The following is a 22,461-nucleotide window of genomic DNA, read 5'->3' on the forward strand; positions in this document are numbered from 1 at the left end:
GGCTTAGGCTCCCGCCTGCGCAACGGCAAGCGGATGCCGCGCGCCATCACGGCGTTTCGATCTGGCCCTCGAGACGCGGATCGCGGGCGCTTTCCCATCCATATGTCGTGCGCAGGACCGCGCCGCCCTTCACCGGTGCCAGCCGCACCAGCAATTCGGGGTGGCCGAGCGCTTCGAAAGCGGAGGCTTGCTCTTCAAGCCAGGTGTCCTTTTCGAGCAGCAGCCGGTCACCGAACGCCATGATGAAAGGCAGGCCGAGGATATCCTCGGCCGACAAGCCGAAATCGATCGCGCCGATGATGCTGCGCGCGGTCTGCACAGGGATGGTCCCGCCGCCGGCCGCCCCAACGGCAAGGAAAGGCTTGCCCTGCGGGTCCCAGACGACCGTCGGCGACATGGACGAGCGGGGACGCTTCCCGCCTTCCACCCGGTTTGCCACCAGGCGCCCGTCCACCTCCGGGCTGCGGCTGAAGTCGGTGAGCTCGTTGTTGAGGAAGAACCCGCCAGCCATCAGCCCCGACCCGAAGGCTCCTTCGATGGTGGAGGTGTAGCTCACCATCGTGCCCGCAGCGTCCACGACGGCGAAATGCGACGTGCCTTTCTCTTCCGGCTCGTCCCCGTCGGCGAGCGCGGCGGAGGCGCCCGCAGGCGTTCCGGCCGCGACTTCGGCCATACGGCTGTCCTGCGCGATCAGCGCGCTGCGCGCGGCGAGGTAGGCGGGATCGGTCAGCCCTGCGACCGGCACGCTCACGAAGTCGCTGTCGGCGAGATACAGTTCGCGATCGGCGTAGGCGAGGCGCTGCGATTCGATGAACAGGTGCCAGGTGACCGGATTGCGCGGGCCGAGCGCGGCAAGGTCGAAGCGTTCCAGCTGCCCCAGGATCTGGAGAACCGCCACGCCGCCCGACGTCGGCGGTCCCATGGTGCACACGGTGTAGCCGCGATAGTCGCCGCAGAGCGCATCGCGCGTTTTGGCTTCGTAGCCGGTGATATCGGCCAGGGTCATTGCACCGGGCTTTGGCGTATCGGCCGCGACGGTTGCGGCGATCTCGCTGGCAATCTCGCCCTTGTAGAACGCCTCGGGGCCGGCCTTGGCGATGGCCTCGAATGTCTGCGCCAGTCGCTCGACCCGGATCGTTGCGCCGACCGGTAGCGGCTCGCCCTGCGCGTCGAAATAGAGCGCGCGCGCTTCCTCGGAATAGGCGGCACGGTTCTTTGCCCGATCCAGCATGCCGTTGAGGCGCGGGTTTACCTCGAAACCTTCACGCGCCAGCGCAATTGCGGGTTCGAACAACGTGGCCCAGGGCAGCCGGCCGTGAGCGGCGTGGGCCTTGGCGGCCAGCGCGATGTTGCCGGGCACCCCGACCGACAGGCCGCTGCGGACCGAGTCCATGTACGGGGGAAGCTCGCCATCAGCGTTCAGGAACCATTCGGGCGTCGCCCCGGCGGGCGCCGTTTCGCGTCCGTCGAAGGTGCCGACCGACCCGTCGGCCGTCCCGCGCACGAGGAAACCGCCGCCGCCAATGCCCGAGCTCTGCGGCTCGACCACGGTTAGAGCCAGCATGACGGCGATGGCCGCGTCGGTCGCGCTGCCGCCCTTGGCCAGCATCGCCTCGCCTGCTTCCTGCGCGCGCGGATCGGCTGCGCTTACGGCGCCGGCAAAGGCGGGAGCGCTCGGGGCCGGGGGCGCGTCTGCGACCGGGGCGTTTGAGTAGGTGGAGGAGGCGCAAGCCGAAAGGGCGAGCGCTGCAAGCGAGACGGGGAGGAACCTCTTCATGGGCCGCAGGCCTATTCGGTTCCGACCGCCTCGGCAATCGAAGAGAAGCCGTCGCGGGCCATAAGGCGCTTGAGCCCACGGGTGATCCGGCGCGGCAGGCCGGGACCTTCATAGACCATGGCGCTGTAGAGCTGGACCAGGCTGGCGCCGGCCCGGATGCGCGCCCAGGCATCCTCTGCGCTTGCGATGCCGCCGACACCCACCAGCGGCATCGCGCCGCCCGTTGCCTTGCGGAAGTCGCGCAGGCGCTGCTGGGCAAGGTCGCGCAAGGGGGCGCCGGAGAGGCCGCCTGTCTCGCCCGCGTTGGACGAGCGCAAGTCGGGCCGCGAGATAGTCGTGTTGGAGACGATCAGCGCGCCCAGCTTGCGATCGATCGCAATGCGGGCAATCGCGTCGATATCGGCCGGCTCGAGGTCGGGGGCGACCTTGAGGAAGACCGGCGGCCCCTCGTCGCCGCGCGCCTCGATCACCGCGTCGAGCAGTGCGGTCAGCGCGCTTTCGTCTTGCAGCGCACGCAGGCCCGGCGTGTTCGGGCTCGAAATATTGACGGCGAGGTAGGAGGCGAGCGGCGCCATGATCCGCGTCATCGTGACGTAGTCGGCGATGCGGTCCTCGCTATCCTTGTTCGCGCCGATGTTGATGCCGACAATCCCGCCGCGCCCCGCGCGCTTTTCGAGTCGCGCCTTTGCGACCTGGGCGCCGCCGTTGTTGAACCCCATCCGGTTGATGACCCCGTGGTCCTCCACCAGTCGGAACAGCCGCGGCTTGGGATTGCCTTCCTGCGGGCGCGGCGTGATCGAGCCGACTTCGGTGTAACCGAAGCCCAGGCCGAGCAGCTGGTCCGGCACTTCCGCGTCCTTGTCGAACCCGGCGGCCATGCCCAGCGGGTTGGGGAAGGTGAGGCCCGCGACCTGGACCGCGAGCGCTCCGGCGCGCGGAGGCGTGATGCGCGGCGAGACGGCCAGCGCCTTCACGGTCAGGCGATGAGCGCGCTCGGGATCGAGGGCAAAGAGGGCGGGGCGGGCGAAATCGAAGAGCATGGCGGGCGCCATGCCGAGTCATGCCGTGCGTGTCGAGACTGTGGGCGTTCGCAAGGTGCATACCTCAAGCGTCGCGCTCAATCCGCGCAACAAAATCACCCGCTGTCGCTTGCATACAATCAATTCGAACAGACTCGGCGTACTTAACCCTTGCGACCCGAAGGGCTCGGAGCAGTTTTGCAACGAGTTCTCGACTTCAAAGGGGGTGATCCTACGGGTCGCCCCCTTTTTTTCTTTCCGCAAGAACCCACACGAAGTTTTATTCGTTACGGAATTGCGAAGCTTGCCGAAATGGCGTATTTATACAATCTGTTGGGCACAAAAAGAAACGGAAAACAGGGATTGTCGGGTCTGCAGGGTGACGAACCGTCACACACTTTCGAATTCATTGCGGCGCCGAGCGATCTCGAGCCCTACCTGAACTCGCTCTATATCTGGCGCTCGCCGGCGGACGAGATCAAGGACGTCCTGCCCGCTTATTCGGGGCAGATGGTGGCCTTCGTTGAAGGCAATGGCCTTCTGCATTTCGAACACGAAGTATCCGAAACGCGCGATGCGTTCTTCGTGGCGCCGCTTGTCCAGGCGCGCGGTTTTTCCATCAATGGCCCTGCGACCATGTTCGGCGTCTCGCTCAACTTCCGCGGATGGGCGGCGCTAACCGGCCTCCCGGTCCAGGACAATCACGATTGCCTGATCGCCTCCGAGCGAATCCTCGACGATGGCGGCGTGCGCCTGTTCGATGGCCTCGCCGAGCGCTGGCGTTCGGGAGAGCTCGACGACAAGGGCGTGCTCGACGCCATGAGCGGCATTGTTCGCGGCAATCTCTCGCGCCTGCCCGAGCAGCATCTGACGGTGATCGACCGGACGCTTGACTGGCTGTCGAGCTCGTTCAAGCCGGACCTCGAAGACCTCTACGATCGCCTGCCCTATTCCAAGCGCCAGTCGCAGCGGCTGGTCGCGCAATTCTTCGGCCAGTCGCCGGTCCGGCTGGTCCGCCGTTACCGCGCCGTGCGCGCCGCGACGCTGCTGTCGCTGCCGCAGCTTCCCGAGGAACTGGAAGCCGAAATCCGCGAGGCGTTCTACGACCAGGCGCATCTCATCAAGGAAATCCGCTTCTTCACCGGCCGCACGCCCAAGCGCCTGCAGCCCGAACCGGGCTCGCCGGTGCACGACATGCTGGGCCCTGAAGGTTACGGCTCGGTCGACCTGTTCGGTTCGGGCGAAGCCGAGCAACTGGGACGCGATCCGCTCGACTGAGCGGCGCTTTGCTAACGACTCGCAACAAGCCATTTCCCGTTGAAATCGCGCATCCGGGCGACTAGCTGACCAATCGGAACAAATTGGTCCGATTTAACTATGCGCCTTTCAAACCTTGCCGACTACGCCGTTGTCACCATGTGCGCCGCCGCGCGCCATTGCGGTGGTGCGCGCACCAGCGCGGCGGAACTGGCGGCGGAAACCGGCCTGCCGGTCCCCACGGTCCAGAAGCTTGTAAGCAAGCTTTCGGCGGCCGGCCTCGTGCGCTCGACACGCGGGGCGGGCGGCGGGCTGCAGCTGGCGCGCCCGGCGGCGGCGATTTCGGTCGCCGACATCGTCGAGGCGGTGGAAGGGCCGATTGCGCTGACGGCCTGTGTCGAAGGAACCGATTGCTCGGTTGAGCACGACTGCTCGGTCAAACCGCACTGGCCGGTGGTGAACGACGCGCTGCGCGGCGCGCTGGCGGCGATTCCGCTGACCCAGCTTGCCGGGCGCGAAACGCGGGAACACGAGATAGCATGAGCGAAGAACTGGACATCCAAGACCGCGAAGCCAAGGAAGCCGCCGAAAAAGCGGCCGAGTACGAGCACGGCTGGTCGGCGGACATCGAAACCGAATTTGCGGAGAAGGGCCTTACCGAAGACACGGTGCGCTTCATCTCGGCAAAGAAGGGCGAGCCGGAATGGATGCTCGACTGGCGCCTCAAGGCCTTCCGCCTGTGGCAGGACATGGAAGAGCCCGACTGGGCCAAGCTCGGCTATCCCGAGATCGATTACCAGGACGCCTATTACTACGCCGCGCCCAAGAAGAAGGAGAAGCTCAAGTCGCTCGACGAGCTCGATCCGGAGATCAAGGCGGTCTACGACAAGCTCGGCATTCCCGTGGCGGAGCAGGAAGTGCTCGCCGGGGTCGAAGGCGCACGCAAGGTCGCGGTCGATGCCGTGTTCGACAGCGTCTCGGTTGCCACCACCTTCCGCGAGGAGCTGAAGAAGGCGGGCGTCATCTTCCTTTCCATCAGCGAGGCGGTGAAGGAATACCCTGACCTCGTGAAGAAGTGGCTCGGCAAGGTCGTCCCGCAGCACGACAACTTCTTCGCCACATTGAACAGCGCGGTCTTTTCGGACGGCACCTTCGTCTATGTTCCCGAAGGGGTGCGCTGCCCGATGGAACTGTCGACTTACTTCCGCATCAATGCGGAGAACACCGGCCAGTTCGAACGCACGCTGATCGTTGCCGAGAAGGGCAGCTACGTCAGCTACCTCGAAGGCTGCACCGCGCCGATGCGCGATGAAAACCAGCTCCACGCCGCGGTGGTCGAACTGGTCGCGCTCGAGGATGCCGAGATCAAGTATTCGACCGTCCAGAACTGGTACCCGGGCAATGCGGAAGGCGTTGGCGGGATCTACAATTTCGTCACCAAGCGCGGCCTCTGCCAGGGCGCGCGGTCCAAGATCAGCTGGACGCAGGTCGAAACCGGCAGCGCGGTGACGTGGAAATACCCGAGCTGCGTGCTCAACGGCGAAGACAGCGTGGGCGAATTCTACTCGGTCGCGGTGACCAACAATTACCAGCAGGCCGATACCGGCACCAAGATGATCCACAACGGCCGCGGCAGCCGCTCGACGATCATCTCCAAGGGCATTTCGGCGGGCAAGAGCAACAACACCTATCGCGGGCTGGTGCGCGTGGCAGCCAATGCCGACGGCGTGCGCAACCGCACCGAATGCGATTCGCTATTGATCGGCGACCAGTGCGGCGCACACACCGTGCCCTATATCGAGGTGAAGAACCCCGGCGCCCAGATCGAGCACGAGGCGACCACCAGCAAGATCAGCGACGACCAGCTCTTCTACGCCATGCAACGCGGCCTCGACGACGAGGAGGCGATGGCGCTGATCGTCAACGGCTTCGCCAAGGACGTGCTCAAAGAGCTGCCGATGGAGTTTGCGGTTGAGGCGCAGAAGCTGCTGGCGATCTCGCTCGAAGGGAGTGTGGGGTGACCGAACGCAAGACCCTCCAGCTCCGCGATCCCAGCGAGACTGCAGACGACACCCCCGCGCTCAAGAAGAAGGGCCGCGGGTGGGAGATTTCGGAGAAGCGGCTCGACAAGATCCATGAGCGTGCGCGCTATCTGCGGCGGCATGCGAGCCCGGCGCACAAAGCGCTCGCGGCGCGTTTCGCCAAGGAAGATTTCGGCAGGTACAAGTTCACCCGCCACACGGTGGTCGGCTCGGCGATCCTCGACTTCGTCTCGCATCCGCTCGGCCTTGCCATCGCGATCGACGAGGAAGGCCAGAACGACACCCTCGCCAAGCGCCGCGACAAGAGCCTTGCGAGCGTCGGTATCGAGGTCTTCCGCATTCCCGCCGCGACCATCCTCGACGATGTCGAAGCGGCGATGCAGCCGATCTTCGCCGCCATGAACGCGCGCTACCGCGACAAGGAAACCGCGCGCCGCGCCCACCAATCGAAATACGGATCGACGCCCCGCCGCCCCCGGCCCCAGCGTCGCGACGACAGGACATAAGATGCTGAAAATCGACAATCTCCACGCCGAAATCGACGGCAAGACGATCCTCAACGGCCTTTCGCTGACCGTTCCGGCGGGCGAGGTCCACGCGATCATGGGCCCCAATGGCGCGGGCAAGTCGACGCTCGCCTATGTGCTGGGCGGTCGTCCGGGCTACGAAGTCACCGCTGGCTCGGTCGAGTTCAACGGGCAGGACCTGCTCGATCTCGAACCCCACGAACGCGCGGCGGCGGGCCTGTTCCTCGGCTTCCAGTACCCGGTCGAGATTCCCGGCGTCTCGAACCTGCAATTCCTGCGCGAAGCATTGAATTCGCAGCGCAAGGCGCGCGGCGAAGAACCGCTGACCGGCGGCGAGTTCCTCAAGCTTGCGAAGGACAAGGCAGGCCTGCTCAAGCTCGACCCCGAAATGCTCAAGCGCCACGTCAATGTCGGCTTCTCCGGCGGCGAGAAGAAGCGCGCCGAGATGGTCCAGATGGGCATCCTCGACCCGAGCTTCGCCGTGCTCGACGAGACCGATAGCGGCCTCGACATCGACGCGCTGCGCGTGGTTGGCGAGGGCATCAATTCGATCATGCGCGATCCGGCCAAGGGCGTGCTGCTGATCACGCACTACCAGCGCCTGCTCGACGTGGTGAAGCCGGACAAGGTCTCGATCCTGTCCAAGGGCCGTATCGTCCAGACCGGCGGCCCCGAGCTCGCGCTGCGGCTTGAGAACGAAGGCTACGACGCGGTGATGGCTGATGCCTGAGGCAGCGGAACTTCCCACGCGCAAGGAGGAGGCCTGGCGCTATTCGCGCGTCGAGCGTCTCCAGGGCGAGAACCTCGACGACTGGCGCGTGATCGACGTGGCGGCGGGCGAGAGCTTCCGCGATACGCTGGTGATTGCCGATGGCGCAGAGACGAAGCCGACCGAACTGCACCGCTGGCGCGTGAGTGTCGGCGAGGGCGCGCGCTGCGAGATCTTCGCGGTGCTGTCCTCGGCCGAATTCGCGCGGCTGGAAATCGAGGTGACACTCGGCAAGGGGGCGCATTTCGAGCTTGGCGGCATCACCGTGGGCGGGCGCGAGACGGTGCGCGAAATCGTCACCCGTACGATCCACGCAGAACCGGACGGCACGAGCAACCAGACGGTGCGCGCAGTCCACTGGGGCCACGGCACGGGCAATTTCCTCGGCAATATCGACGTCGTGCGCCATGCGCAGAAGACGGACGCGGCGCAGGACTTCAAGGGCCTGCTGCTTGAGAAAGGTGCGAGCGTGAACGCCGTACCCCAGCTGGAAATTTTCGCCGACGACGTGAAATGCGCCCACGGCGCCAGCGTTGGCCAGCTCGACGAGACCGCCCGTTTCTACATGGCCGCGCGCGGGCTTTCGCCCGATCTCGCCCGCCGCCTGCTGGTGCAGGCGTTCCTTGGTGATGCGTTGGTATCGCTCGAGGATGAGGACCTGCGCGAAAGCCTCATGGCAGCCGCACTCGACAAGGTGGACAAGGCGCTGTGAGCGAGGCGGCCACCCTTACCCGCAAGAGCGACTTTCCCGGCCTGCTGACGGCCGACGGTAAGCCGTGGCACTATCTCGACACCGCGGCCTCGGCGCAGAAGCCGCAGGCGGTGATCGACGCCATGACCCGCGCGCTGGGCAAGGACTATGCGACCGTCCACCGCGGGGTTTACGGCCGTAGCGCGCAGATGACGCTGGGCTACGAAGCGGCGCGCCGCCGCGTGGCCGACTTCATGGGCGCGAAGAGCGAAAACGAAGTCGTGTTTGTGCGCGGTGCGACCGAGGCGATCAACCTCGTCGCCTCCAGCTGGGGCATGGCCAATATCGGCGAAGGCGACCGGATCGTCCTCTCCACGCTCGAGCACCATTCGAATATCGTCCCCTGGCAGATGGTTGCCGAGCGCACGGGTGCGCAGATCGATGTGTGCCCGCTCACCGAAGATCACCGCATCGATTTAGGCGCCCTCGAAGCGCTGCTGACCCCGCGCACCAAGCTGGTGTCGCTAGCGCATGTCTCCAACGTGCTCGGCAGCGTGCTGGATGCGCGCACTGCAGCCGATCTTGCGCATTCGGTCGGCGCAAAGATCATGCTCGACGGCTGCCAGGCCGCGCCGCGCATGGCGCTCGACATGGCCGCGCTCAATTGCGATTTTTACGCCTTCTCCGGCCACAAGATCTACGGCCCCACGGGCATCGGCGTGCTGTGGGCGCGCGAGGACATCCTTGACGCCATGCCCCCCTACCAGGGCGGCGGCGCGATGATCGACCGCGTGACCTTCGAGAAGACCACCTACGCCCCGCCGCCGCAGCGCTTTGAAGCGGGCACCCCGATGATCACTGAGGCGATCGCGCTGCATGCGGCGATCGACTACACCGACGCGCTCGGCCCCGACCGGCTGTTCGCGCACGAAAGCGCGCTGGCAAAGCAGCTCCGCGATGAGCTGCGCGCGATGAACTCGGTCACCCTGTTCGGGCCGGAGGAAAGCGCGGGCATCGTGAGCTTTGCCATGGAGGGGGTTCACCCCCACGATCTTGGCACCATATTGGATGAAGAGAACGTCGCGATCCGCGCCGGGCACCATTGCGCGCAGCCGCTGATGGACCATCTCGGCGTCCCCGCAACCGCCCGGGCAAGCTTCGGGCTGTATTCCGACGAAAGCGACATGGCTGCGCTGCTGCGCGGCATCGAACGGACCCAGAGGATCTTCGGATGAGCGAAGAAACGAACAACGACACCGATTTCATCGCGGCGCCCTCGCCGGCCGATGCCATGCCCGCAAAGCCGCCGCGCGCGCGGGTCGAGGACGCGATCGATCCGGACGAAAGCCCGCGCGAGACGATGGAGCGTAAGCGCGATTACCTCGAAGGTTTCCTGCAGAAAAAGCCCGAGAACGTGCCCGCCGGCGCGCCAGGCGGCGACCTTTACGAAGCCGTCGTCGCGGCACTCAAGGAAATCTACGATCCGGAAATCCCGGTGAACATCTACGATCTCGGCCTGATCTACGGCGTCGAGGTGGATGACGAGAGCGATGTCACCGTCACCATGACGCTGACCACGCCGCACTGCCCGGTCGCCGAAACCATGCCGGGCGAAGTCGAGTTGCGCGCCGCCAGCGTGCCGGGCGTGCGCGATGCCGAGGTCAACCTCGTGTGGGACCCGCCCTGGGGCCCGGACAAGATGACCGACGAGGCGCGCCTCGAACTGGGGATGCTGTGATGAGCGAGACCACCACCCGCCCCGTGCCCAAGGCTGCGGTGATCCTCACGAAGGCCGCCGAGCAGCGCGTTGCCGATCTGATGGCCAAGGCGCCGGACGACGCAATCGGCGTGAAGCTTTCCACCCCGCGCCGGGGCTGCTCGGGCCTCGCCTATTCGGTCGATTACGTGACCGAGGAAGCCAAGTTCGACGAGAAGATCGAAACCCCTGGCGGCACCTTCTACATCGACGGGGCCAGCGTGCTCTACCTGATCGGAAGCACGATGGATTGGGTCGAGGACGATTTCACCGCAGGCTTCGTCTTCGAAAACCCCAACGCCAAGGGCGCGTGCGGCTGCGGCGAGAGCTTCATGGTCTAGCGATGGCCGCAGAGGACCCCGAGATCGAACGCATCAAGGCGGCCCTCAACGGACCGGAGCGCCACACAGTCGATGAGATCGCCCGGCGATGGGGCCTGCGTGGGCCTCCAGAAGCGGGCATCCCCGCTCCCGTCACACCTTCCGGTGGGCCGCGGCCGTTCGAAGGCGGGGCCGAAGCCCCCCTCGAATACGACTGATCAGTCTTCCGCGAGGAAATCGAGCAGCGCGCGCTCGTATTCGTCGACCTGGCCGTTCGCCTCGATGCGGGCGTCGAGCCATTCGCGTTCCGAGTGTGTCACCGCATGCGCCTCGGCGACGCTTTCGTCGCGCGAAGGCTGCGCCTCCTTCTTCCCGAAGACCTTGCCGAACACATTGGGCGATTCCTTGGCCATCCGGCCGAGGAAGCCGCCGACGCTGACGCGCGTATCGGCCATGAAGGCCTGCAGTTCTTCTGCGCGCTCGCGGCTGATCTGGGCGTTCGCGTCGCTGTAGCCCTGAAGGTAGTTGGCCACGCCCTGCACGAAGAGCTGCTTCCATTCCGGAGCGTTGTCGGCGTCCAGCGTTGCATCCTTCACGCGGAAGAGCATGTCGGCTTCCTTGCGCCCGACAGCGGCCGGGCGTTCGCTCGCCGGAGCGAAGATCGCACGGCGCAGCAGCTTGGCTTCGGTCGCGTTCACGTTGCCGGCTTCGAGCGAGCCGCCGCAGCGGGTCGGGCCGGTGCCTTCCAGCACCGCGAGTTCCATCTGCGAGATGGCGTAATCCTTGAGCGCACACGGCACGTTCTTGGCGCGCTCGAACACGCGGACCAGCAGCTCGACCTCGGCCATCGAACCCAGTTCGCCATCCGCGTCGATCTGCTCCATGAGCCAGGCGGCGTTCTCGGCATCGACATAGCCGGCCGGTGCGCGCTGGTTGACGATGTATTCGCCCACGGCCTCGACGAAGAAGTCGACCCATTCGGTGCTCTTGGTTTCAAGCTGGTGGTTGAGCGCGAAAATCGCTTCGGCCTCGGCCTGCGAGATGCGCCCGTCGGGCCATGCTTCGCGCCGCAGCGCCAGCACGTCCTCGCCGGTTACCGCGCCGTCTGCGCCGATCTTCTTGGCCAATTCGCCGAAATGCACGCTCATCTGGTTCGAACCTTCGTAAAATTCAGGTCCGGGAAGACTAGCGCGGTTTGCTTAAGACCGGGTTAGCGCCGCAAGGCCCGCACGCAGGCGGCTCGGTCGACGTCGAGCCCGTCGCTGGCCCGCCGCGCGTCAACATAGGTCGCGCTCGGTTCCCCGCGCGGCTGGAGCGGGTAGAGGTAGACGTCGAGCACGCAGGCGGTGCCGACGAACTGGAGCTTCTTTGCGTCGCCTTCGGTGACGCTGAGGCGCGGCGGGCCGAACAGGTTGGCGAGCGCGGTCTCGTTCTTGCCGATCACCGTTTCGAGGCCCGGCACGTTCATGACGCGCGGGGCGCGGAAGCTCTGGGTCGTCGGCGCTACGCGAACTTCCTGCGGCGGGGGCGTTGCCGCCGGGCGCGTTTGCACCGGCGCGGTGCGGACCGGCGCAGGCGCGGTGGCACAGGCAGCGATCAGCGGGAGGAGGAGGATGGGGGCGAAACTACGCATGCAATTCTTTCTCACGCGCGCGGTGCACCAGGTGGGTCGCGCAGGCGGCCCCTATTATCGGGGCGAGAAGGTTGACGAAAGGTATGGCGAGCAGCCCGACCACAACCGCGCCCAGTAGGAAGCGGTTGAGCCCGCCCATCGGCGCGATCTCGTCCGCGGCGGAACGGTGACGAAGCCACACCATGTCGCGCAGCTCGCGCCCGATCAGGAAGGCGTTGACGGCAAAGAAGACGAGGAACGGGCCGATCCCGCTCAGGATCAGGAGCCCCGCCACGGGGAGGGCGAGGAGATTGACCAGCACGGTTCGCCCGAAGGAGCGCATCGCATGGCCGACCTCCTCTTCGAAGGGAATGCTCCGCAGGCTATGGCGCGTATGCGGGTAATGCCGCGCCTCGACCGCGCCGACCACCTCGTCGGCGAAGAACTGGAGCACGAACAGCGCGACCACGCGAAACAGGAACCAGCCAGCGAGTATGGTGATGACCAAGCTTAGCAGGAAAGTGTATTCGAACCCGGCAAACAGCCCCGCATTCGCGAAGGCCGCGTCGAGCGCATAGCCACCCGCAACGGCCGCAATCAGGAAAATACCGAGGGTTATCAGCGCTGTCTTGAGCAGCACTCGCACGATTGCCGGATCGCCAAGCTGGCGCAGCGACAGGGCGAGGGCGGCGGGAAGCGACATCATCGGCCCTGACGGATGGGCGCGGGGCCTGCCCAAGTCAACGCTGCCCTTGGCCAATGCGCGACGAACCGCTAACCGCGCCCGACACAGCGAATCCCCCCTCCCCCGGAGCCGAAATGACCGAACCCCGTTACGACGTAATCGCCATCGGAAACGCCATCGTCGATGTGATGGCCCCCTGCGAAGACGAGCTCATCGACGAGCTCGATCTCAACAAGGGCGGCATGACGCTCGTCGACGAAGAGGGCGCCCGCCGCCTTTACGATGCGATGGGTCCGGCGAAAGAGATTTCGGGCGGCTCGGCGGCCAATACGCTTGCCGGCATGAGCGCGCTCGGTGCGCAGTGCGCCTTCGTCGGCCAGGTCGCCAAGGACCAGCTCGGCGACGTCTTCAGCCACGACATCCGCGCCGTCGGCATCGACTTCGACACGCCGGCGCGCGAAGGCCAGCCCTCGACCGCGCGCTGCCTCATCTTCGTGACCCCCGATGGCGAGCGCACGATGAACACCTTCCTTGGCGCCTCGCAGTTCCTGCCGCCCGCAGCGCTCGACGACGAGCTGATCGCGAGCGCCAGCATCCTCTACCTCGAAGGCTACCTGTGGGATCCCGAAGAGCCGCGCAGCGCCATGCGCCGCGCCATCGAGGTTGCGCGCGGAGCGGGCCGCAAGGTCGCCTTCACCGCCAGCGAAAGCTTCGTGATCGACCGCCACGGCGACGACTTCCGCGCGCTGATCGAGGAAGGGAAGATCGACATCCTTTTCGTCAACGAGCACGAGCTCGCCTCGCTGACCGGCGAAAGCGATTTCAATGCCGGCCTTGCAGCGCTGGAGGGCAAGGTCCCCGTGATCGTCGCCACCCGCAGCGCCAAGGGCGCTGTCGGCATCGCCAATGGCGAGCGCGCCGAGATCGCTGCCGAGCCGATCGAGAAGGTCGTCGACACCACCGGCGCCGGCGACCTCTTCGCCGCCGGCTTCCTCACCGGCCATGCGCGCGGCGAAAGCCTCGAGACCTGCCTGCGCATGGGCGCCATCTGCGCCGCCGAAATCATCTCGCACTACGGCGCGCGCAGCGAAGCGGACCTGAAGGCGCTGGTGGCCGAAAAGCTCGGGTAGGCTGTTCTCCGACCTAACGCGGCGAATCTGGAGAAGCTTAGCGAAGACCTGCTGGGCGCATGCCTAGCAGCATCCCTCAACTTATTCCGAGCCACTCTAGCGGACTTGGCAATTCGTCCTCGGAGTAGTCGACTTGCAGAACTCTTCGGCCGCCGCTGGCTGTCGAGCGTTCGGAGGCGTGCAAAATTGGCGTAGCATAGGCCCAGACGTCGCCACGATCTGCGAGGCAGACGTGTGTCGGGAGCGATTGAGCTACGGAGTTGACCTCTGACGCTGGAATGCGTCCCATGCGATGCGATCCTTCGGCCACCAAGAGCGGTGCGTTATCCCTGGGCACAGGGTCGAGATGGATTCTGAGCGTCTTCATCCGATCGATTAGGCCGAAAGGCGGCTCTACATGGACGAGGCCCTGCTTGATCGAGAATGGGCCAAAACCCACAGCCTCGACTTTCTCCCTTACGCAAATCGTGCGGTCCTGATGCCAGCCTAGCGACCAATTCTGGTCAGCACGCTTGTCGAAAAGAATTGCTCGGACGGGACGAGCACCAGGTGCACCTATCGCCGCGAGAATTGGAGGGATGACGTCCCCCACTTCCAGCAAGTTGGCCAGGTGCTTGGAGTTTGAAATGCGTTTGCCCGGGACACCCCGCTCGAATGCTGGAAGAAGGCACTCAAGCGTGTCTATGGCATCGCCAAAAGCGGCGCTGAAATACTGATAACCCCGAGCTTCGAAGGACATGGATCGAGAAGACTAGCCCCGCTCGCGCCGCACTTCCCTTTGCCCGATGTCGCGGCGGCAGAAGCCATCTGCGAAGTCGATGGCGTCCACGGCGGCGTAGGCGTTGGCCTGCGCTTCGGTGGCGCTGGCGCCGCGGGCGGTTACGTTGAGGACGCGGCCGCCGCTGCTGGTTAGCGTCTCGCCCTCCAGCTTTGTGCCGGCGTGGAAGACCTTCGCGCCGCTTGCCTCGGCCTCGCCCAGATTGATCGTGCCGCCTTTCTTGGGGGTGCCGGGATAGCCCTCGGCGGCCATGACCACGGTCAGAGCGAAATCGTCCGACAGGACCGGCGCGGCAATATCGCCCAGCGTGCCCTTGGCGCAGGCCTGCATGATTTCGACGAGGTCGCTTTCGAGCCGCATCATCAGCACCTGGCATTCCGGGTCGCCGAAACGCGCGTTGTATTCGATCAGCTGCGGGCCGTCCTTGGTCAGCATCAGTCCGGCGTAGAGCACGCCTGAATAGGGCATGCCCTCGGCGGCCATGGTGCGCACGGTCGGCTCGACGATTTCGCGCATGACCTGGTCCTGCAGCTCCTCGGTCAGCACCGGAGCGGGGGAATAGGCGCCCATGCCGCCGGTGTTGGGGCCGGTGTCGCCTTCGCCCACGCGCTTGTGGTCCTGCGCGGTGCCGATGGGGAGGATGGTTTCGCCATCGGTCAACGCGAAGAAGCTTGCCTCCTCGCCCATCAGGAACTGCTCGATCACGACTTCGCTGCCGGCGCTGCCGAACCTGCCGTCGAACATCTCGTTCAGCGCTTCCTGCGCTTCTTCGAAGGTCTCGGCGATCACCACGCCCTTCCCCGCGGCGAGCCCATCGGCCTTGAGCACGAAAGGCGGCTTGAATCGCTTCAGCGCGCCCCAGGCCTGCTCGAGGGAAACGCAGCGTTCGTAGCGCGCGGTCGGGATGTTCGCGCGCTTGCACAGCTCCTTGGTGAAGCCCTTGCTGCCTTCGAGCTGAGCGGCCTGCTTCGACGGGCCGAAGGTGTCGATCCCGGCGGCGCGCAGCGAATCGGCAAGGCCGTCCACCAGCGGGGCCTCGGGGCCGATCACGACGAGGCCGATGGCGTTCTCGCGCGCGAAAGCGATCACCGCCTCGTGGTCGGTCGAATCCAGCGCCACGCACTGCGCATCCTGCGCGATGCCCGGATTGCCCGGCGCCGCCCACAGCTTGTCGCACAGCGGCGATTGCGCCAGTTTCCAGCTAAGAGCATGTTCGCGCCCGCCCGAACCGAGCAGTAGGATATTCATGGCCAGCGATTTCCCGTCCAATGCAGATGATGCGAGCTTGGTAGCGAAGCCCTACGCGGGCGACAACGCCGAGCCGCTGACGGTGAGTGAAATATCGCAGGCGCTGAAGCGCACGGTGGAAGACCGCTTCGGCTTCGTGCGCCTGCGCGGCGAGCTGTCGGGGGTGAAGCGTGCGGCCAGCGGCCACATGTACTGCGCGCTGAAGGACGAGAAGGCGGTCATCGACGGGGTCATGTGGCGGGGCAACACGGGCCGCCTGCCGTTCAATCCCGAGGACGGCCTGGAAGTGGTCGCCTCCGGCAAGCTCACCACCTATCCCGGGCGTTCGAAATACCAGATCGTGATCGAGCGGATGGAGCTGGCAGGCGAAGGCGCGCTGCTGGCGCTGCTCGAGAAGACCCGCGCGCGGCTCGCTGCCGAAGGGCTGTTCGCCGAGGAGCGCAAGCGGGCGCTGCCCTTCCTCCCGCGCACGATCGGCGTCGTGACCTCGCCCACCGGCGCGGTGATCCGCGACATCCTCCACCGGCTGGCCGACCGTTTTCCGAGCCGCGTGATCGTGTGGCCGGTGCTGGTGCAGGGGCAGGGCGCAGCGGACCAGGTCGCAGGCGCGGTGCGCGGGTTTTCGGCCTTGCCCGAGGGGCATCCCGGCCGGCCCGACCTCGTCATCGTCGCGCGCGGCGGCGGGTCGATCGAGGATTTGTGGAGCTTCAACGAGGAAGCGGTGGTGCGGGCCATTGCCGAGTGTTCGATCCCCACCATCAGCGCGGTCGGGCACGAGACCGATACGACGCTGGCGGACTTCGCCGCCGACCGCCGCGCGCCGACGCCCACCGCGGCGGCGGAAATGGCCGTGCCGGTCCGCGCGGAGCTTGCTGCGACGCTGGCCGATTTCGGCGCCCGCAAGAAGCGCGCGATCCTGCGGCCCGTGCAATTGGGCCGCGAACGGCTCGAAGCGCGTGCTGACCGGCTGCCGGCGAAGGATGCCCTGCTCGAACCGCAAGCCCAGAAGCTCGACGACCTCGCCGCGCGCCTCCAGCAGGGCCTGCGCGACCGTGCAAGCCGGGGCCGCGAACGCCTTAGCGAACTGCGCCTTTCGCCCGCGCTGGTGAACGGGCGGCTGCGCGAGGAACGCGGGCGGCTTGCCGGCATCCGCCTAGCGCCCGCCCTCCTCGAGCGTCCGCTCGCCGAGCGGCGCGAACGGCTGGCCGCGCTTGCGCGCCTGACCGAGCAGCTGCATCCTGACCGTCCGTTACAGCGCGGCTATGTCCGCGTGACGGGGCCGGACGGACGCACGCTGACCGACAAGGCGGCCGCGGCGCAGGAAGCCGCGCTGACGCTCAACTTCCGCGATGGCGCGCTCGAGGTGCATACGGGCGATACGCGGCCTGCCAGGCCCGCTCCCAAACCAAAGCGCAAACCGCGAACTTCCGGAACCGCTGCGGCCCAGGATGATTTGTTCGGCTAGCCCGCCGATGCTAAGGAGGCAGCCATGTTGATGAGCAAGAAATCCGGCCCGTCCGATGGTGAGGCCAAACTGCATTACGGTCCCTCGGGCTTTCGCGTCCTGCGCGCGGGACAGCACGTGTTCTGCGCGATGAGCGGGGTGCCTATCCCGCTCGACGAGCTGCGCTACTGGTCGGTCGAGTACCAGGAGCCCTACGCCAGCGCGCAGCTTGCGACCGAGCGCCTCGCCCCGTGAGAATGCGGCGGGCCGCTACCCTGATCCTGGTTGCCGCAGCCAGCCTTTCCCTGTTCCGGGTCGAGACCGCGCTGGCTGACGATGACGATGCAGCCATTGCTGCACGATCCGACGATTCCGCCCTGCCGCCCATTCCTGGCCCGCCTTTAGCACCGGCCGACCTCGGCGGAGAATACGAACAGGGAGGGTGGATCCGCGGCGTTGCCCCGTTCGACACGGTCTCGGCAACCTTCAACGGCCAGCCCCTGACGCTGGACCCGGCGGATCGCCGCTTCTTCGTCGGGCTCGACCGCGATGCCGGATCGAACGCCCGATTGGTCTTCACCGCACGCGACGGGCAGCAGCGCGTCCACACGCTCGAGGTCGATCCGCGCGACTGGCAGATCCAGCGGGTGAACGTCGCCAAGCGCCCCGGCGGCAGCAGCGAGGAATGGTGGAAGCGCCGCGAGCCCGAATGGCTCGCCATCCGCGATGCACGGGCGCTTGATACGGGCGCCGAGGGCTGGAAACAGGACTTCATCTGGCCGGTGGAGGGCCGCATCTCGGGCCGCTTCGGGCGCCAGCGCATCTATCGCGGGGAACCGGGCAGCTACCATTCGGGCATCGATATCGCGCCCGGCAACGGCGTGCCTTTCGTTGCGCCTGCCGACGGCGTCGTAGTGCTCGCGCGCACCGGATTCAGCCTCGAAGGCGGGATCATCATCGTGGACCACGGGGCGGGCCTCAACAGCGCCTTCATCCACCTCTCGCGCCTCGCGGTTGCCGAAGGTGATCGGGTCGAGCAGGGGCAGGTTCTCGGCAATATCGGCGCCTCGGGCCGGGCCACTGGCCCGCACCTGCACTGGAGCCTCATGTGGAACGAAGCCCGACTCGATCCGCTGCTTTTCACCGGCCCCATGCCCTAGGCGCTTGACCGGCGTGGGCTGGCGTTCAAAACACGGCCACCTCCATGCGTCCCTCGCGTCTCATCCTCGGCACAATGCTCGCCTGCGCGCTCGCGCCCGGTACCTGGTGGCGCGCGCCTGAACCCCCTCGCACATTCGAGCAGCTGACCACGATCATGCCGCTCGATCTCGGAGTCCGGAGGTCCGGGCCCTTCACCCTGCTGGCTGGCTGGGAAATGGCCGGGGACCCCTTTCGGTTTGGCGGATTGTCGGCCTTGGTGGCTCTCGACGAGGAGCGCTTCCTGTCGGGTACCGATGGGGGCCTTCTGCTGGCGTTCGAGCGGCCTGACCGAAGCGACGAGCCGGGCGTGCTCAGCGTGATTGGCGAAGGCGAAAGCGCCGCCAAACTGGGCCGCGATCTCGAATCGCTTGCGGTCGATCAGGCAACCGGCACCGTCTGGGCCGGCTACGAGTTTCGCAACGCCATCCTGCGTCTCGATGCGAATCTCGATCCGGACGAGGAGGTCCAGCCCGAAGAGATGGAGGAGTGGGGCGAGAACGCGGGGCCGGAAGCGCTCGTGCGCCTTGCCGACGGACGTTTCCTCGTTATCGAGGAGCGGGCCCAAAGCTGGCGCAGCACGCTGTACAACGCGTTGCTGTTTGACGGCGACCCGGTCGAGGCCTCTGCTCCCGAACGCGCCACAATCCGTCTCCCGGAGGGCTATAGGCCGGTCGATGCAACGGCGACCGAGGAGGGGCGCGCCCTGGTCTTGCTACGCCGGGTGGAATGGGGTGTGCCGCCGATCTTTCATTCCGCGCTTGCAGAAGTCGATACGCGCAAGACCGGCGACGACGGGACGCTCGATGTGCGAATCCTGACGGTCTTCGGCACGGCGATCCCGCAGGACAATTACGAAGGCCTTGCGATCACGCGTGACCCAGATGGCACGCATGTCTGGATGGTTTCCGACGATAATTTCATGACGCTCCAGCGCACGCTCCTGCTCAAGCTGCGGTGGGACCAACGCGAAAAGGCGCGCGAGTAAGCCTCGCGCGCCCTTCAGTATCGCCAATAAGCTGCAGCGCCGAAGCGCCCGGCACGCTTACGAAGCGGCGACAGCCTTCTTCAGCTCGCGCTTCACCTTGAGCGCGTTGGCCGAGAGCTTCTCGTCGCTGGTCTTGAGCAGCCAGTTGTCGAGGCCGCCGTTGTGCTCGACCGAGCGCAGGCCGTGCGTCGACACGCGGAACTTGAAGCTGCGATCGAGCTTTTCGCTCATCAGCGTGACGTTCTGCAGGTTCGGCAGGAAGACCCGCTTGGTCTTGTTGTTGGCGTGGCTCACATTGTTGCCGACCTGGCGGCCCTTGCCGGTGAGTTCGCAAATACGCGACATGATACGTCTCTTCGTTCGAATGGGCGGGCGAGCTTTCCCGTGCTGCGCCGTGGCAGCGTGGGTCCGTTCTTGTCCCGGAAAGCGGCGCGCATAGCGGCGAGGGTGCGAATCGTCAAGCGCATTGCGCCCCCACAGCCCGCGGGCTAGCGAGGCCGCACTATGGCTTCCTGGACCCTCCCGCAACCCATGCAGCGCGCGCTGGCGCTGGCCGAGCAATCGGCGGCCGCTGGCGAGGTGCCCGTGGGCGCGGTGGTGACGCGCGGCGGGCAGGTGATTGCCGAGGCGCACAACGCCCCGCGCGAGACCCATGACCCGACCGCCCATGCCGAAATTCTCGCGATTCGCCGCGCGGCAGAGGCGCTGGGCGATGAGCGCCTGACCGGCTGCGAACTCTGGGTCACGCTGGAGCCCTGCGCCATGTGCGCCGGCGCCATCGTCCACGCGCGGATCGCGAAGGTCTACTACGCCGCAAGCGATCCCAAGGGCGGCGCCGTGGAGCACGGCGCCCGCGTGTTCGACCAGCCGCAGTGCCTCCACCGACCGGAGGTCTATTCGGGCATCGGTGAAGCGAAGGCGGCGGAGTTGCTGCGCGATTTCTTCCGGGAACGACGCTAGCGAAGACTCATGTCGGCTAGCGACCCGATCGCGGTCTCTACATTTGGGAAGGAGTGCGCACGATTGTGCGGGCGTGGACTAAGTCGTCAACAATAATGTCGCGCCCCGGCTCGGTGAGGTTGCAGAGTGGATACCTCCCAACAAACTCGACCTCCATCACGTAGGCCAAGTTATCAGACGCATGCCTTTCGAGTGCGTCTCCCCACAAGCGGTCGGTGGCATCTTGGTGCTGCCATGCCTCCTCGGCGGTTAGCACCTGACCTTCATGAAATTGATTGAACTCAAAGTCGGTCGCCCAAGTGCCGGTGAAGCGCTGAGGCTCTGACATTGGGACGCACTCATCGAAAATAGCACCACCATTCCGCTCCCCAGACCCGGCCGCGCGATCGATGCAAGCAAAGGCTTCTTCTCGGAGAGCTTCGCAATCAACTGGCCGTTCATCGCTGCAAGCTGTGAGCGCACCAACAATTAGAAGGGTCTTCCAATACCGCATGGTTATTATGCTAGGCGACCAGATAACCGCTTTCCACCCAACTTCGGACATGGGTGTCTCGTCTAAAGTCCCCGCCAGATCTTCGCCTGCGCTCCATCCCGCGCTCCGAACCTCGCCCGGTCGCAGGCTGTCGGCATGAAGCGCTTGTCGTAGCAGAGGCGCAGTTCCTGCAGCCAACCGCGCGAATTGAGCTTCACCCCCACTGCCTCAGCAAACCAGCCAGGGTTGGCATCCACGAAGCGGGTGCGGATCGTGCCTGCGGTAAGGTCGTCCTCGCGGCTCACGCGGTCGAAATCGGGGATGCGCAGGCCTTGCCACAGGATACGCGTGACCTTGAGATAGGTCGCCGGACGGCGGGTCATGCAGGCGCCGTGTTTGGCCCATTGGCGCGCGACCAGCGAGGCGGAGGGCGAGATGCACAGGTTCGCCGCAACTTCGCGCGGCTGGGGTGCGCGCTGCGCCGGGCACCATTGCGGCCAGCTGCGCCCGCTTTCCGGCCACAGCCCGTGGACGATCAGCCCGAACATCCCGTCGCGCCCGCTGCATTGCCGTGCGTGGGCGCGCTGGCCCTTGCGCGGCTTGCAGAACTCCGGGCTCCAGCTGAGCGCAAGCGTGTAGCCGGTAACGGGCAGCACCCGCGGTGGAGCTTCGGCGCGCACGGGCGGCACCGGTGCACTGCGCGGGAGGCTGCATTGGTAATGCTGTGCGGCGACCGCCGAGCCCTGCAGGGCCAGCGCCGCCGCGCCAAGCGCGGCGCAAATCCTAGGGCTCAAACCGGCCATCGGGCTTTTCGGCGAACCACGCGCTCGAATCGGGACGGAACAGCAGCAGCACGGCCACAATTCCGGCGAGGGTCGCGGCAAGGTCGACGAAGCCTGCAAAGCTGGGGCCGACGACGCGGAACGCCATCAGGTTCTGATAGAGGGCGAGCAGCACCGCGGCGGCCAGCACCCAGCGCATGAAGCCCATCCGCATGAAGGAAATGGTCGCCCACAGGATGCCGGCGAGCAGGGTGAAGATGAACAGCGAGGCGATCACCATCCAGATCGCCATCCCGCGCGCGCCTTCACCGTCGGCGTTGAAGCCGATCTGCACCTGTGCCTCCAGCGCGCCGAAGCTCAGGATTGCCGAAGCAAGCGCCAGCAGCGCCGCCAGCGGAAACAGCATGTCGAAGCGTTGGATTGATTTCGGTTTCACGTGCGTCCTCCCTGCCCTCGGGGCGAAGAGGATGCACAATTCCCGTAGCAGGTAAACCCGAAGCCCGCCCCGCTATGGACTTATCGGTTGAAAAGCCCCGCGCTTTGCCCTGCCAGCCTATGCCGCGGGGTTTGCGCCTTTGGGCTTGCCGAGCCACTCGACTGCATCGCGGCGGAACAGGAGCGTGACCGCGACCAGCTGGAGCAACGCGGCCACGGCCGAACCGATGTTGGCAAGCGACAGCATGTTCTCAGTGTCGAAGCTGATCATCAGGAAGCCGATGGCCACGAGTGCGACCAGCACCCACTTCGCCACGACGCTTGCCCGGCGCGCGATGAGGTAGGTCAGCAGGAGGGGGATGCCGAGGCTGAAGGCCACGACGCCCATGACGAAGCCGCCACTCCACCCCATCTCGGCCATGACCGGATCGGCTTCAACCAGCGCGACCGCCGAATCGAACGACAGGATCGCGTTGCCGAGGCCCAAGAGCAGGCTCAGCAGGAAAAGACGTTCGAACCAGATGATGGATGCAGGACGCATCGGACCCTCCTTGCGCTGTGTTCTCTTATGG

Annotated in this window: 27 protein-coding genes; 15 read left to right on the forward strand and 12 right to left on the reverse strand. The window is 66.0% G+C overall.

Translation table 11 applies throughout. The features are described 5' to 3' along the window. Positions 1 to 46 precede the first annotated feature (46 nt). A complete protein-coding gene (ggt, locus tag KUV82_RS01065; protein ID WP_219955066.1) occupies positions 47 to 1,777 on the reverse strand; it encodes a gamma-glutamyltransferase in 1,731 nt (576 codons plus the stop codon). Between the two features lie 11 nt (positions 1,778 to 1,788). Next, entirely contained in the window at positions 1,789 to 2,817 is a 1,029-nt protein-coding gene (locus tag KUV82_RS01070; RefSeq protein WP_375541246.1) for a quinone-dependent dihydroorotate dehydrogenase, read from the reverse strand. A 342-nt stretch (positions 2,818 to 3,159) separates the two neighbouring features. Between KUV82_RS01070 and KUV82_RS01075 the strand changes: the two genes are divergently transcribed. The 9 genes from KUV82_RS01075 to KUV82_RS01115 all read left to right on the forward strand — a co-directional run bounded on the left by KUV82_RS01075 (position 3,160) and on the right by KUV82_RS01115 (position 10,179). Further along, positions 3,160 to 4,074 carry a helix-turn-helix transcriptional regulator gene (locus KUV82_RS01075; protein ID WP_219955068.1) on the forward strand — a complete coding sequence of 305 codons (915 nt, stop codon included), beginning with the start codon at positions 3,160 to 3,162 and terminating at the stop codon, positions 4,072 to 4,074. Positions 4,075 to 4,173: 99 nt separating this feature from the next. After that, positions 4,174 to 4,596 (forward strand): SUF system Fe-S cluster assembly regulator, encoded by a 423-nt coding sequence (locus tag KUV82_RS01080; protein WP_219955069.1) that lies wholly within the window; start codon positions 4,174 to 4,176, stop codon positions 4,594 to 4,596. Then, positions 4,593 to 6,074, forward strand: coding sequence for a Fe-S cluster assembly protein SufB (gene sufB / locus KUV82_RS01085; protein ID WP_219955070.1), 1,482 nt, complete (start codon positions 4,593 to 4,595; stop codon positions 6,072 to 6,074). The genes KUV82_RS01080 and sufB overlap by 4 nt, the downstream gene beginning before the upstream one ends. Beyond that, on the forward strand, positions 6,071 to 6,601 hold the full coding sequence (locus tag KUV82_RS01090; protein WP_219955071.1) for a DUF559 domain-containing protein: 531 nt from the start codon (positions 6,071 to 6,073) through the stop codon (positions 6,599 to 6,601). Before sufB ends, KUV82_RS01090 begins: the two co-directional genes overlap by 4 nt. Before the next feature lies 1 nt (position 6,602). Further along, positions 6,603 to 7,352 (forward strand): Fe-S cluster assembly ATPase SufC, encoded by a 750-nt coding sequence (gene sufC, locus KUV82_RS01095; protein WP_219955072.1) that lies wholly within the window; start codon positions 6,603 to 6,605, stop codon positions 7,350 to 7,352. Next, entirely contained in the window at positions 7,345 to 8,103 is a 759-nt protein-coding gene (locus tag KUV82_RS01100; RefSeq protein ID WP_219955073.1) for a SufD family Fe-S cluster assembly protein, read from the forward strand. Before sufC ends, KUV82_RS01100 begins: the two co-directional genes overlap by 8 nt. Beyond that, positions 8,100 to 9,317 carry an aminotransferase class V-fold PLP-dependent enzyme gene (locus KUV82_RS01105; protein ID WP_219955074.1) on the forward strand — a complete coding sequence of 406 codons (1,218 nt, stop codon included), beginning with the start codon at positions 8,100 to 8,102 and terminating at the stop codon, positions 9,315 to 9,317. Before KUV82_RS01100 ends, KUV82_RS01105 begins: the two co-directional genes overlap by 4 nt. Further along, positions 9,314 to 9,820 (forward strand): SUF system Fe-S cluster assembly protein, encoded by a 507-nt coding sequence (locus KUV82_RS01110; RefSeq protein WP_219955075.1) that lies wholly within the window; start codon positions 9,314 to 9,316, stop codon positions 9,818 to 9,820. Before KUV82_RS01105 ends, KUV82_RS01110 begins: the two co-directional genes overlap by 4 nt. Next, complete coding sequence (locus KUV82_RS01115) at positions 9,820 to 10,179, forward strand: HesB/IscA family protein (protein WP_219955076.1); 360 nt, start codon at positions 9,820 to 9,822, stop codon at positions 10,177 to 10,179. The genes KUV82_RS01110 and KUV82_RS01115 overlap by 1 nt, the downstream gene beginning before the upstream one ends. A gap of 197 nt (positions 10,180 to 10,376) precedes the next feature. Here KUV82_RS01115 and KUV82_RS01120 read toward each other — a convergent pair whose 3' ends face one another. The 3 genes from KUV82_RS01120 to KUV82_RS01130 form a co-directional block, all read right to left on the reverse strand. Beyond that, positions 10,377 to 11,306 (reverse strand): hypothetical protein, encoded by a 930-nt coding sequence (locus KUV82_RS01120; protein ID WP_219955077.1) that lies wholly within the window; start codon positions 11,304 to 11,306, stop codon positions 10,377 to 10,379. A 62-nt stretch (positions 11,307 to 11,368) separates the two neighbouring features. Continuing rightward, a complete protein-coding gene (locus tag KUV82_RS01125) occupies positions 11,369 to 11,791 on the reverse strand; it encodes a hypothetical protein (protein ID WP_219955078.1) in 423 nt (140 codons plus the stop codon). Continuing rightward, on the reverse strand, positions 11,784 to 12,476 hold the full coding sequence (locus tag KUV82_RS01130) for an EI24 domain-containing protein (protein WP_219955079.1): 693 nt from the start codon (positions 12,474 to 12,476) through the stop codon (positions 11,784 to 11,786). The genes KUV82_RS01125 and KUV82_RS01130 overlap by 8 nt, the downstream gene beginning before the upstream one ends. A 113-nt stretch (positions 12,477 to 12,589) precedes the next feature. Here KUV82_RS01130 and KUV82_RS01135 point away from each other — a divergent pair, with 113 nt between their 5' ends. Then, complete coding sequence (locus KUV82_RS01135; RefSeq protein WP_219955080.1) at positions 12,590 to 13,585, forward strand: adenosine kinase; 996 nt, start codon at positions 12,590 to 12,592, stop codon at positions 13,583 to 13,585. A 76-nt stretch (positions 13,586 to 13,661) separates the two neighbouring features. On the opposite strand, the gene KUV82_RS01140 is transcribed toward KUV82_RS01135, so the two are convergent. Both KUV82_RS01140 and purD read right to left on the reverse strand, forming a co-directional pair. Then, positions 13,662 to 14,324 carry a phytanoyl-CoA dioxygenase family protein gene (locus KUV82_RS01140; RefSeq protein ID WP_219955081.1) on the reverse strand — a complete coding sequence of 221 codons (663 nt, stop codon included), beginning with the start codon at positions 14,322 to 14,324 and terminating at the stop codon, positions 13,662 to 13,664. Between the two features lie 12 nt (positions 14,325 to 14,336). After that, positions 14,337 to 15,611: a phosphoribosylamine--glycine ligase gene (gene purD, locus KUV82_RS01145; protein ID WP_219955082.1), complete on the reverse strand. Its 1,275-nt coding sequence runs from the start codon at positions 15,609 to 15,611 to the stop codon at positions 14,337 to 14,339. Between purD and xseA the strand changes: the two genes are divergently transcribed. From xseA to KUV82_RS01165, 4 genes are read left to right on the forward strand one after another with little or no spacing between them, the layout of a single operon-like run. Then, complete coding sequence (gene xseA / locus KUV82_RS01150; RefSeq protein WP_219955083.1) at positions 15,610 to 17,076, forward strand: exodeoxyribonuclease VII large subunit; 1,467 nt, start codon at positions 15,610 to 15,612, stop codon at positions 17,074 to 17,076. The genes purD and xseA overlap by 2 nt on opposite strands. Positions 17,077 to 17,100: 24 nt before the next feature. Beyond that, the gene (locus KUV82_RS01155) at positions 17,101 to 17,310 is read left to right on the forward strand and encodes a DUF2093 domain-containing protein (protein ID WP_219955084.1); all 210 of its coding nucleotides are present in this window, start codon (positions 17,101 to 17,103) and stop codon (positions 17,308 to 17,310) included. Between the two features lie 2 nt (positions 17,311 to 17,312). Continuing rightward, positions 17,313 to 18,215 (forward strand): M23 family metallopeptidase, encoded by a 903-nt coding sequence (locus tag KUV82_RS01160; RefSeq protein WP_219955085.1) that lies wholly within the window; start codon positions 17,313 to 17,315, stop codon positions 18,213 to 18,215. A gap of 44 nt (positions 18,216 to 18,259) precedes the next feature. Then, the gene (locus KUV82_RS01165; protein ID WP_219955086.1) at positions 18,260 to 19,240 is read left to right on the forward strand and encodes an esterase-like activity of phytase family protein; all 981 of its coding nucleotides are present in this window, start codon (positions 18,260 to 18,262) and stop codon (positions 19,238 to 19,240) included. 57 nt (positions 19,241 to 19,297) lie between these two features. Here KUV82_RS01165 and rpmB read toward each other — a convergent pair whose 3' ends face one another. Continuing rightward, the gene (gene rpmB, locus KUV82_RS01170; protein ID WP_219955087.1) at positions 19,298 to 19,585 is read right to left on the reverse strand and encodes a 50S ribosomal protein L28; all 288 of its coding nucleotides are present in this window, start codon (positions 19,583 to 19,585) and stop codon (positions 19,298 to 19,300) included. Between the two features lie 159 nt (positions 19,586 to 19,744). On the opposite strand from rpmB, the gene KUV82_RS01175 reads away from it, so the two are divergent. Then, positions 19,745 to 20,200 (forward strand): nucleoside deaminase, encoded by a 456-nt coding sequence (locus KUV82_RS01175; protein WP_219955088.1) that lies wholly within the window; start codon positions 19,745 to 19,747, stop codon positions 20,198 to 20,200. Between the two features lie 37 nt (positions 20,201 to 20,237). Here the strand turns inward: KUV82_RS01175 and KUV82_RS01180 are convergent, their stop codons facing one another. The 4 genes from KUV82_RS01180 to KUV82_RS01195 form a co-directional block, all read right to left on the reverse strand. After that, positions 20,238 to 20,744 carry a hypothetical protein gene (locus tag KUV82_RS01180; protein ID WP_219955089.1) on the reverse strand — a complete coding sequence of 169 codons (507 nt, stop codon included), beginning with the start codon at positions 20,742 to 20,744 and terminating at the stop codon, positions 20,238 to 20,240. A gap of 11 nt (positions 20,745 to 20,755) precedes the next feature. Then, the gene (locus KUV82_RS01185; protein ID WP_219955090.1) at positions 20,756 to 21,475 is read right to left on the reverse strand and encodes a ribonuclease T2 family protein; all 720 of its coding nucleotides are present in this window, start codon (positions 21,473 to 21,475) and stop codon (positions 20,756 to 20,758) included. After that, the gene (locus tag KUV82_RS01190; RefSeq protein ID WP_219955091.1) at positions 21,456 to 21,890 is read right to left on the reverse strand and encodes a hypothetical protein; all 435 of its coding nucleotides are present in this window, start codon (positions 21,888 to 21,890) and stop codon (positions 21,456 to 21,458) included. The genes KUV82_RS01185 and KUV82_RS01190 overlap by 20 nt, the downstream gene beginning before the upstream one ends. 117 nt (positions 21,891 to 22,007) lie before the next feature. Continuing rightward, positions 22,008 to 22,430, reverse strand: a complete 423-nt coding sequence (locus KUV82_RS01195) for a hypothetical protein (protein WP_219955092.1) — start codon at positions 22,428 to 22,430, stop codon at positions 22,008 to 22,010. Positions 22,431 to 22,461: the final 31 nt, after the last annotated feature.

The sequence above is a fragment of the Qipengyuania flava genome (genome assembly GCF_019448255.1).
GTDB classification, from domain to species: domain Bacteria; phylum Pseudomonadota; class Alphaproteobacteria; order Sphingomonadales; family Sphingomonadaceae; genus Qipengyuania; species Qipengyuania flava_A.

Bases quoted from the DNA above. Each gene is read 5' to 3' on its own strand.
- ggt (WP_219955066.1), bottom strand. From the start codon at position 1,777: ATGAAGAGGTTCCTCCCCGTCTCGCTTGCAGCGCTCGCCCTTTCGGCT.
- KUV82_RS01070 (WP_375541246.1), bottom strand. From the start codon at position 2,817: ATGCTCTTCGATTTCGCCCGCCCCGCCCTCTTTGCCCTCGATCCCGAG.
- KUV82_RS01080 (WP_219955069.1), top strand. From the start codon at position 4,174: ATGCGCCTTTCAAACCTTGCCGACTACGCCGTTGTCACCATGTGCGCC.
- sufB (WP_219955070.1), top strand. From the start codon at position 4,593: ATGAGCGAAGAACTGGACATCCAAGACCGCGAAGCCAAGGAAGCCGCC.
- sufC (WP_219955072.1), top strand. From the start codon at position 6,603: ATGCTGAAAATCGACAATCTCCACGCCGAAATCGACGGCAAGACGATC.
- KUV82_RS01100 (WP_219955073.1), top strand. From the start codon at position 7,345: ATGCCTGAGGCAGCGGAACTTCCCACGCGCAAGGAGGAGGCCTGGCGC.
- KUV82_RS01110 (WP_219955075.1), top strand. From the start codon at position 9,314: ATGAGCGAAGAAACGAACAACGACACCGATTTCATCGCGGCGCCCTCG.
- KUV82_RS01115 (WP_219955076.1), top strand. From the start codon at position 9,820: ATGAGCGAGACCACCACCCGCCCCGTGCCCAAGGCTGCGGTGATCCTC.
- KUV82_RS01120 (WP_219955077.1), bottom strand. From the start codon at position 11,306: ATGAGCGTGCATTTCGGCGAATTGGCCAAGAAGATCGGCGCAGACGGC.
- KUV82_RS01125 (WP_219955078.1), bottom strand. From the start codon at position 11,791: ATGCGTAGTTTCGCCCCCATCCTCCTCCTCCCGCTGATCGCTGCCTGT.
- KUV82_RS01130 (WP_219955079.1), bottom strand. From the start codon at position 12,476: ATGATGTCGCTTCCCGCCGCCCTCGCCCTGTCGCTGCGCCAGCTTGGC.
- KUV82_RS01135 (WP_219955080.1), top strand. From the start codon at position 12,590: ATGACCGAACCCCGTTACGACGTAATCGCCATCGGAAACGCCATCGTC.
- KUV82_RS01140 (WP_219955081.1), bottom strand. From the start codon at position 14,324: ATGTCCTTCGAAGCTCGGGGTTATCAGTATTTCAGCGCCGCTTTTGGC.
- xseA (WP_219955083.1), top strand. From the start codon at position 15,610: ATGGCCAGCGATTTCCCGTCCAATGCAGATGATGCGAGCTTGGTAGCG.
- purD (WP_219955082.1), bottom strand. From the start codon at position 15,611: ATGAATATCCTACTGCTCGGTTCGGGCGGGCGCGAACATGCTCTTAGC.
- KUV82_RS01155 (WP_219955084.1), top strand. From the start codon at position 17,101: ATGTTGATGAGCAAGAAATCCGGCCCGTCCGATGGTGAGGCCAAACTG.
- KUV82_RS01160 (WP_219955085.1), top strand. From the start codon at position 17,313: ATGCGGCGGGCCGCTACCCTGATCCTGGTTGCCGCAGCCAGCCTTTCC.
- KUV82_RS01165 (WP_219955086.1), top strand. From the start codon at position 18,260: ATGCGTCCCTCGCGTCTCATCCTCGGCACAATGCTCGCCTGCGCGCTC.
- rpmB (WP_219955087.1), bottom strand. From the start codon at position 19,585: ATGTCGCGTATTTGCGAACTCACCGGCAAGGGCCGCCAGGTCGGCAAC.
- KUV82_RS01175 (WP_219955088.1), top strand. From the start codon at position 19,745: ATGGCTTCCTGGACCCTCCCGCAACCCATGCAGCGCGCGCTGGCGCTG.
- KUV82_RS01180 (WP_219955089.1), bottom strand. From the start codon at position 20,744: ATGTCCGAAGTTGGGTGGAAAGCGGTTATCTGGTCGCCTAGCATAATA.
- KUV82_RS01185 (WP_219955090.1), bottom strand. From the start codon at position 21,475: ATGGCCGGTTTGAGCCCTAGGATTTGCGCCGCGCTTGGCGCGGCGGCG.
- KUV82_RS01195 (WP_219955092.1), bottom strand. From the start codon at position 22,430: ATGCGTCCTGCATCCATCATCTGGTTCGAACGTCTTTTCCTGCTGAGC.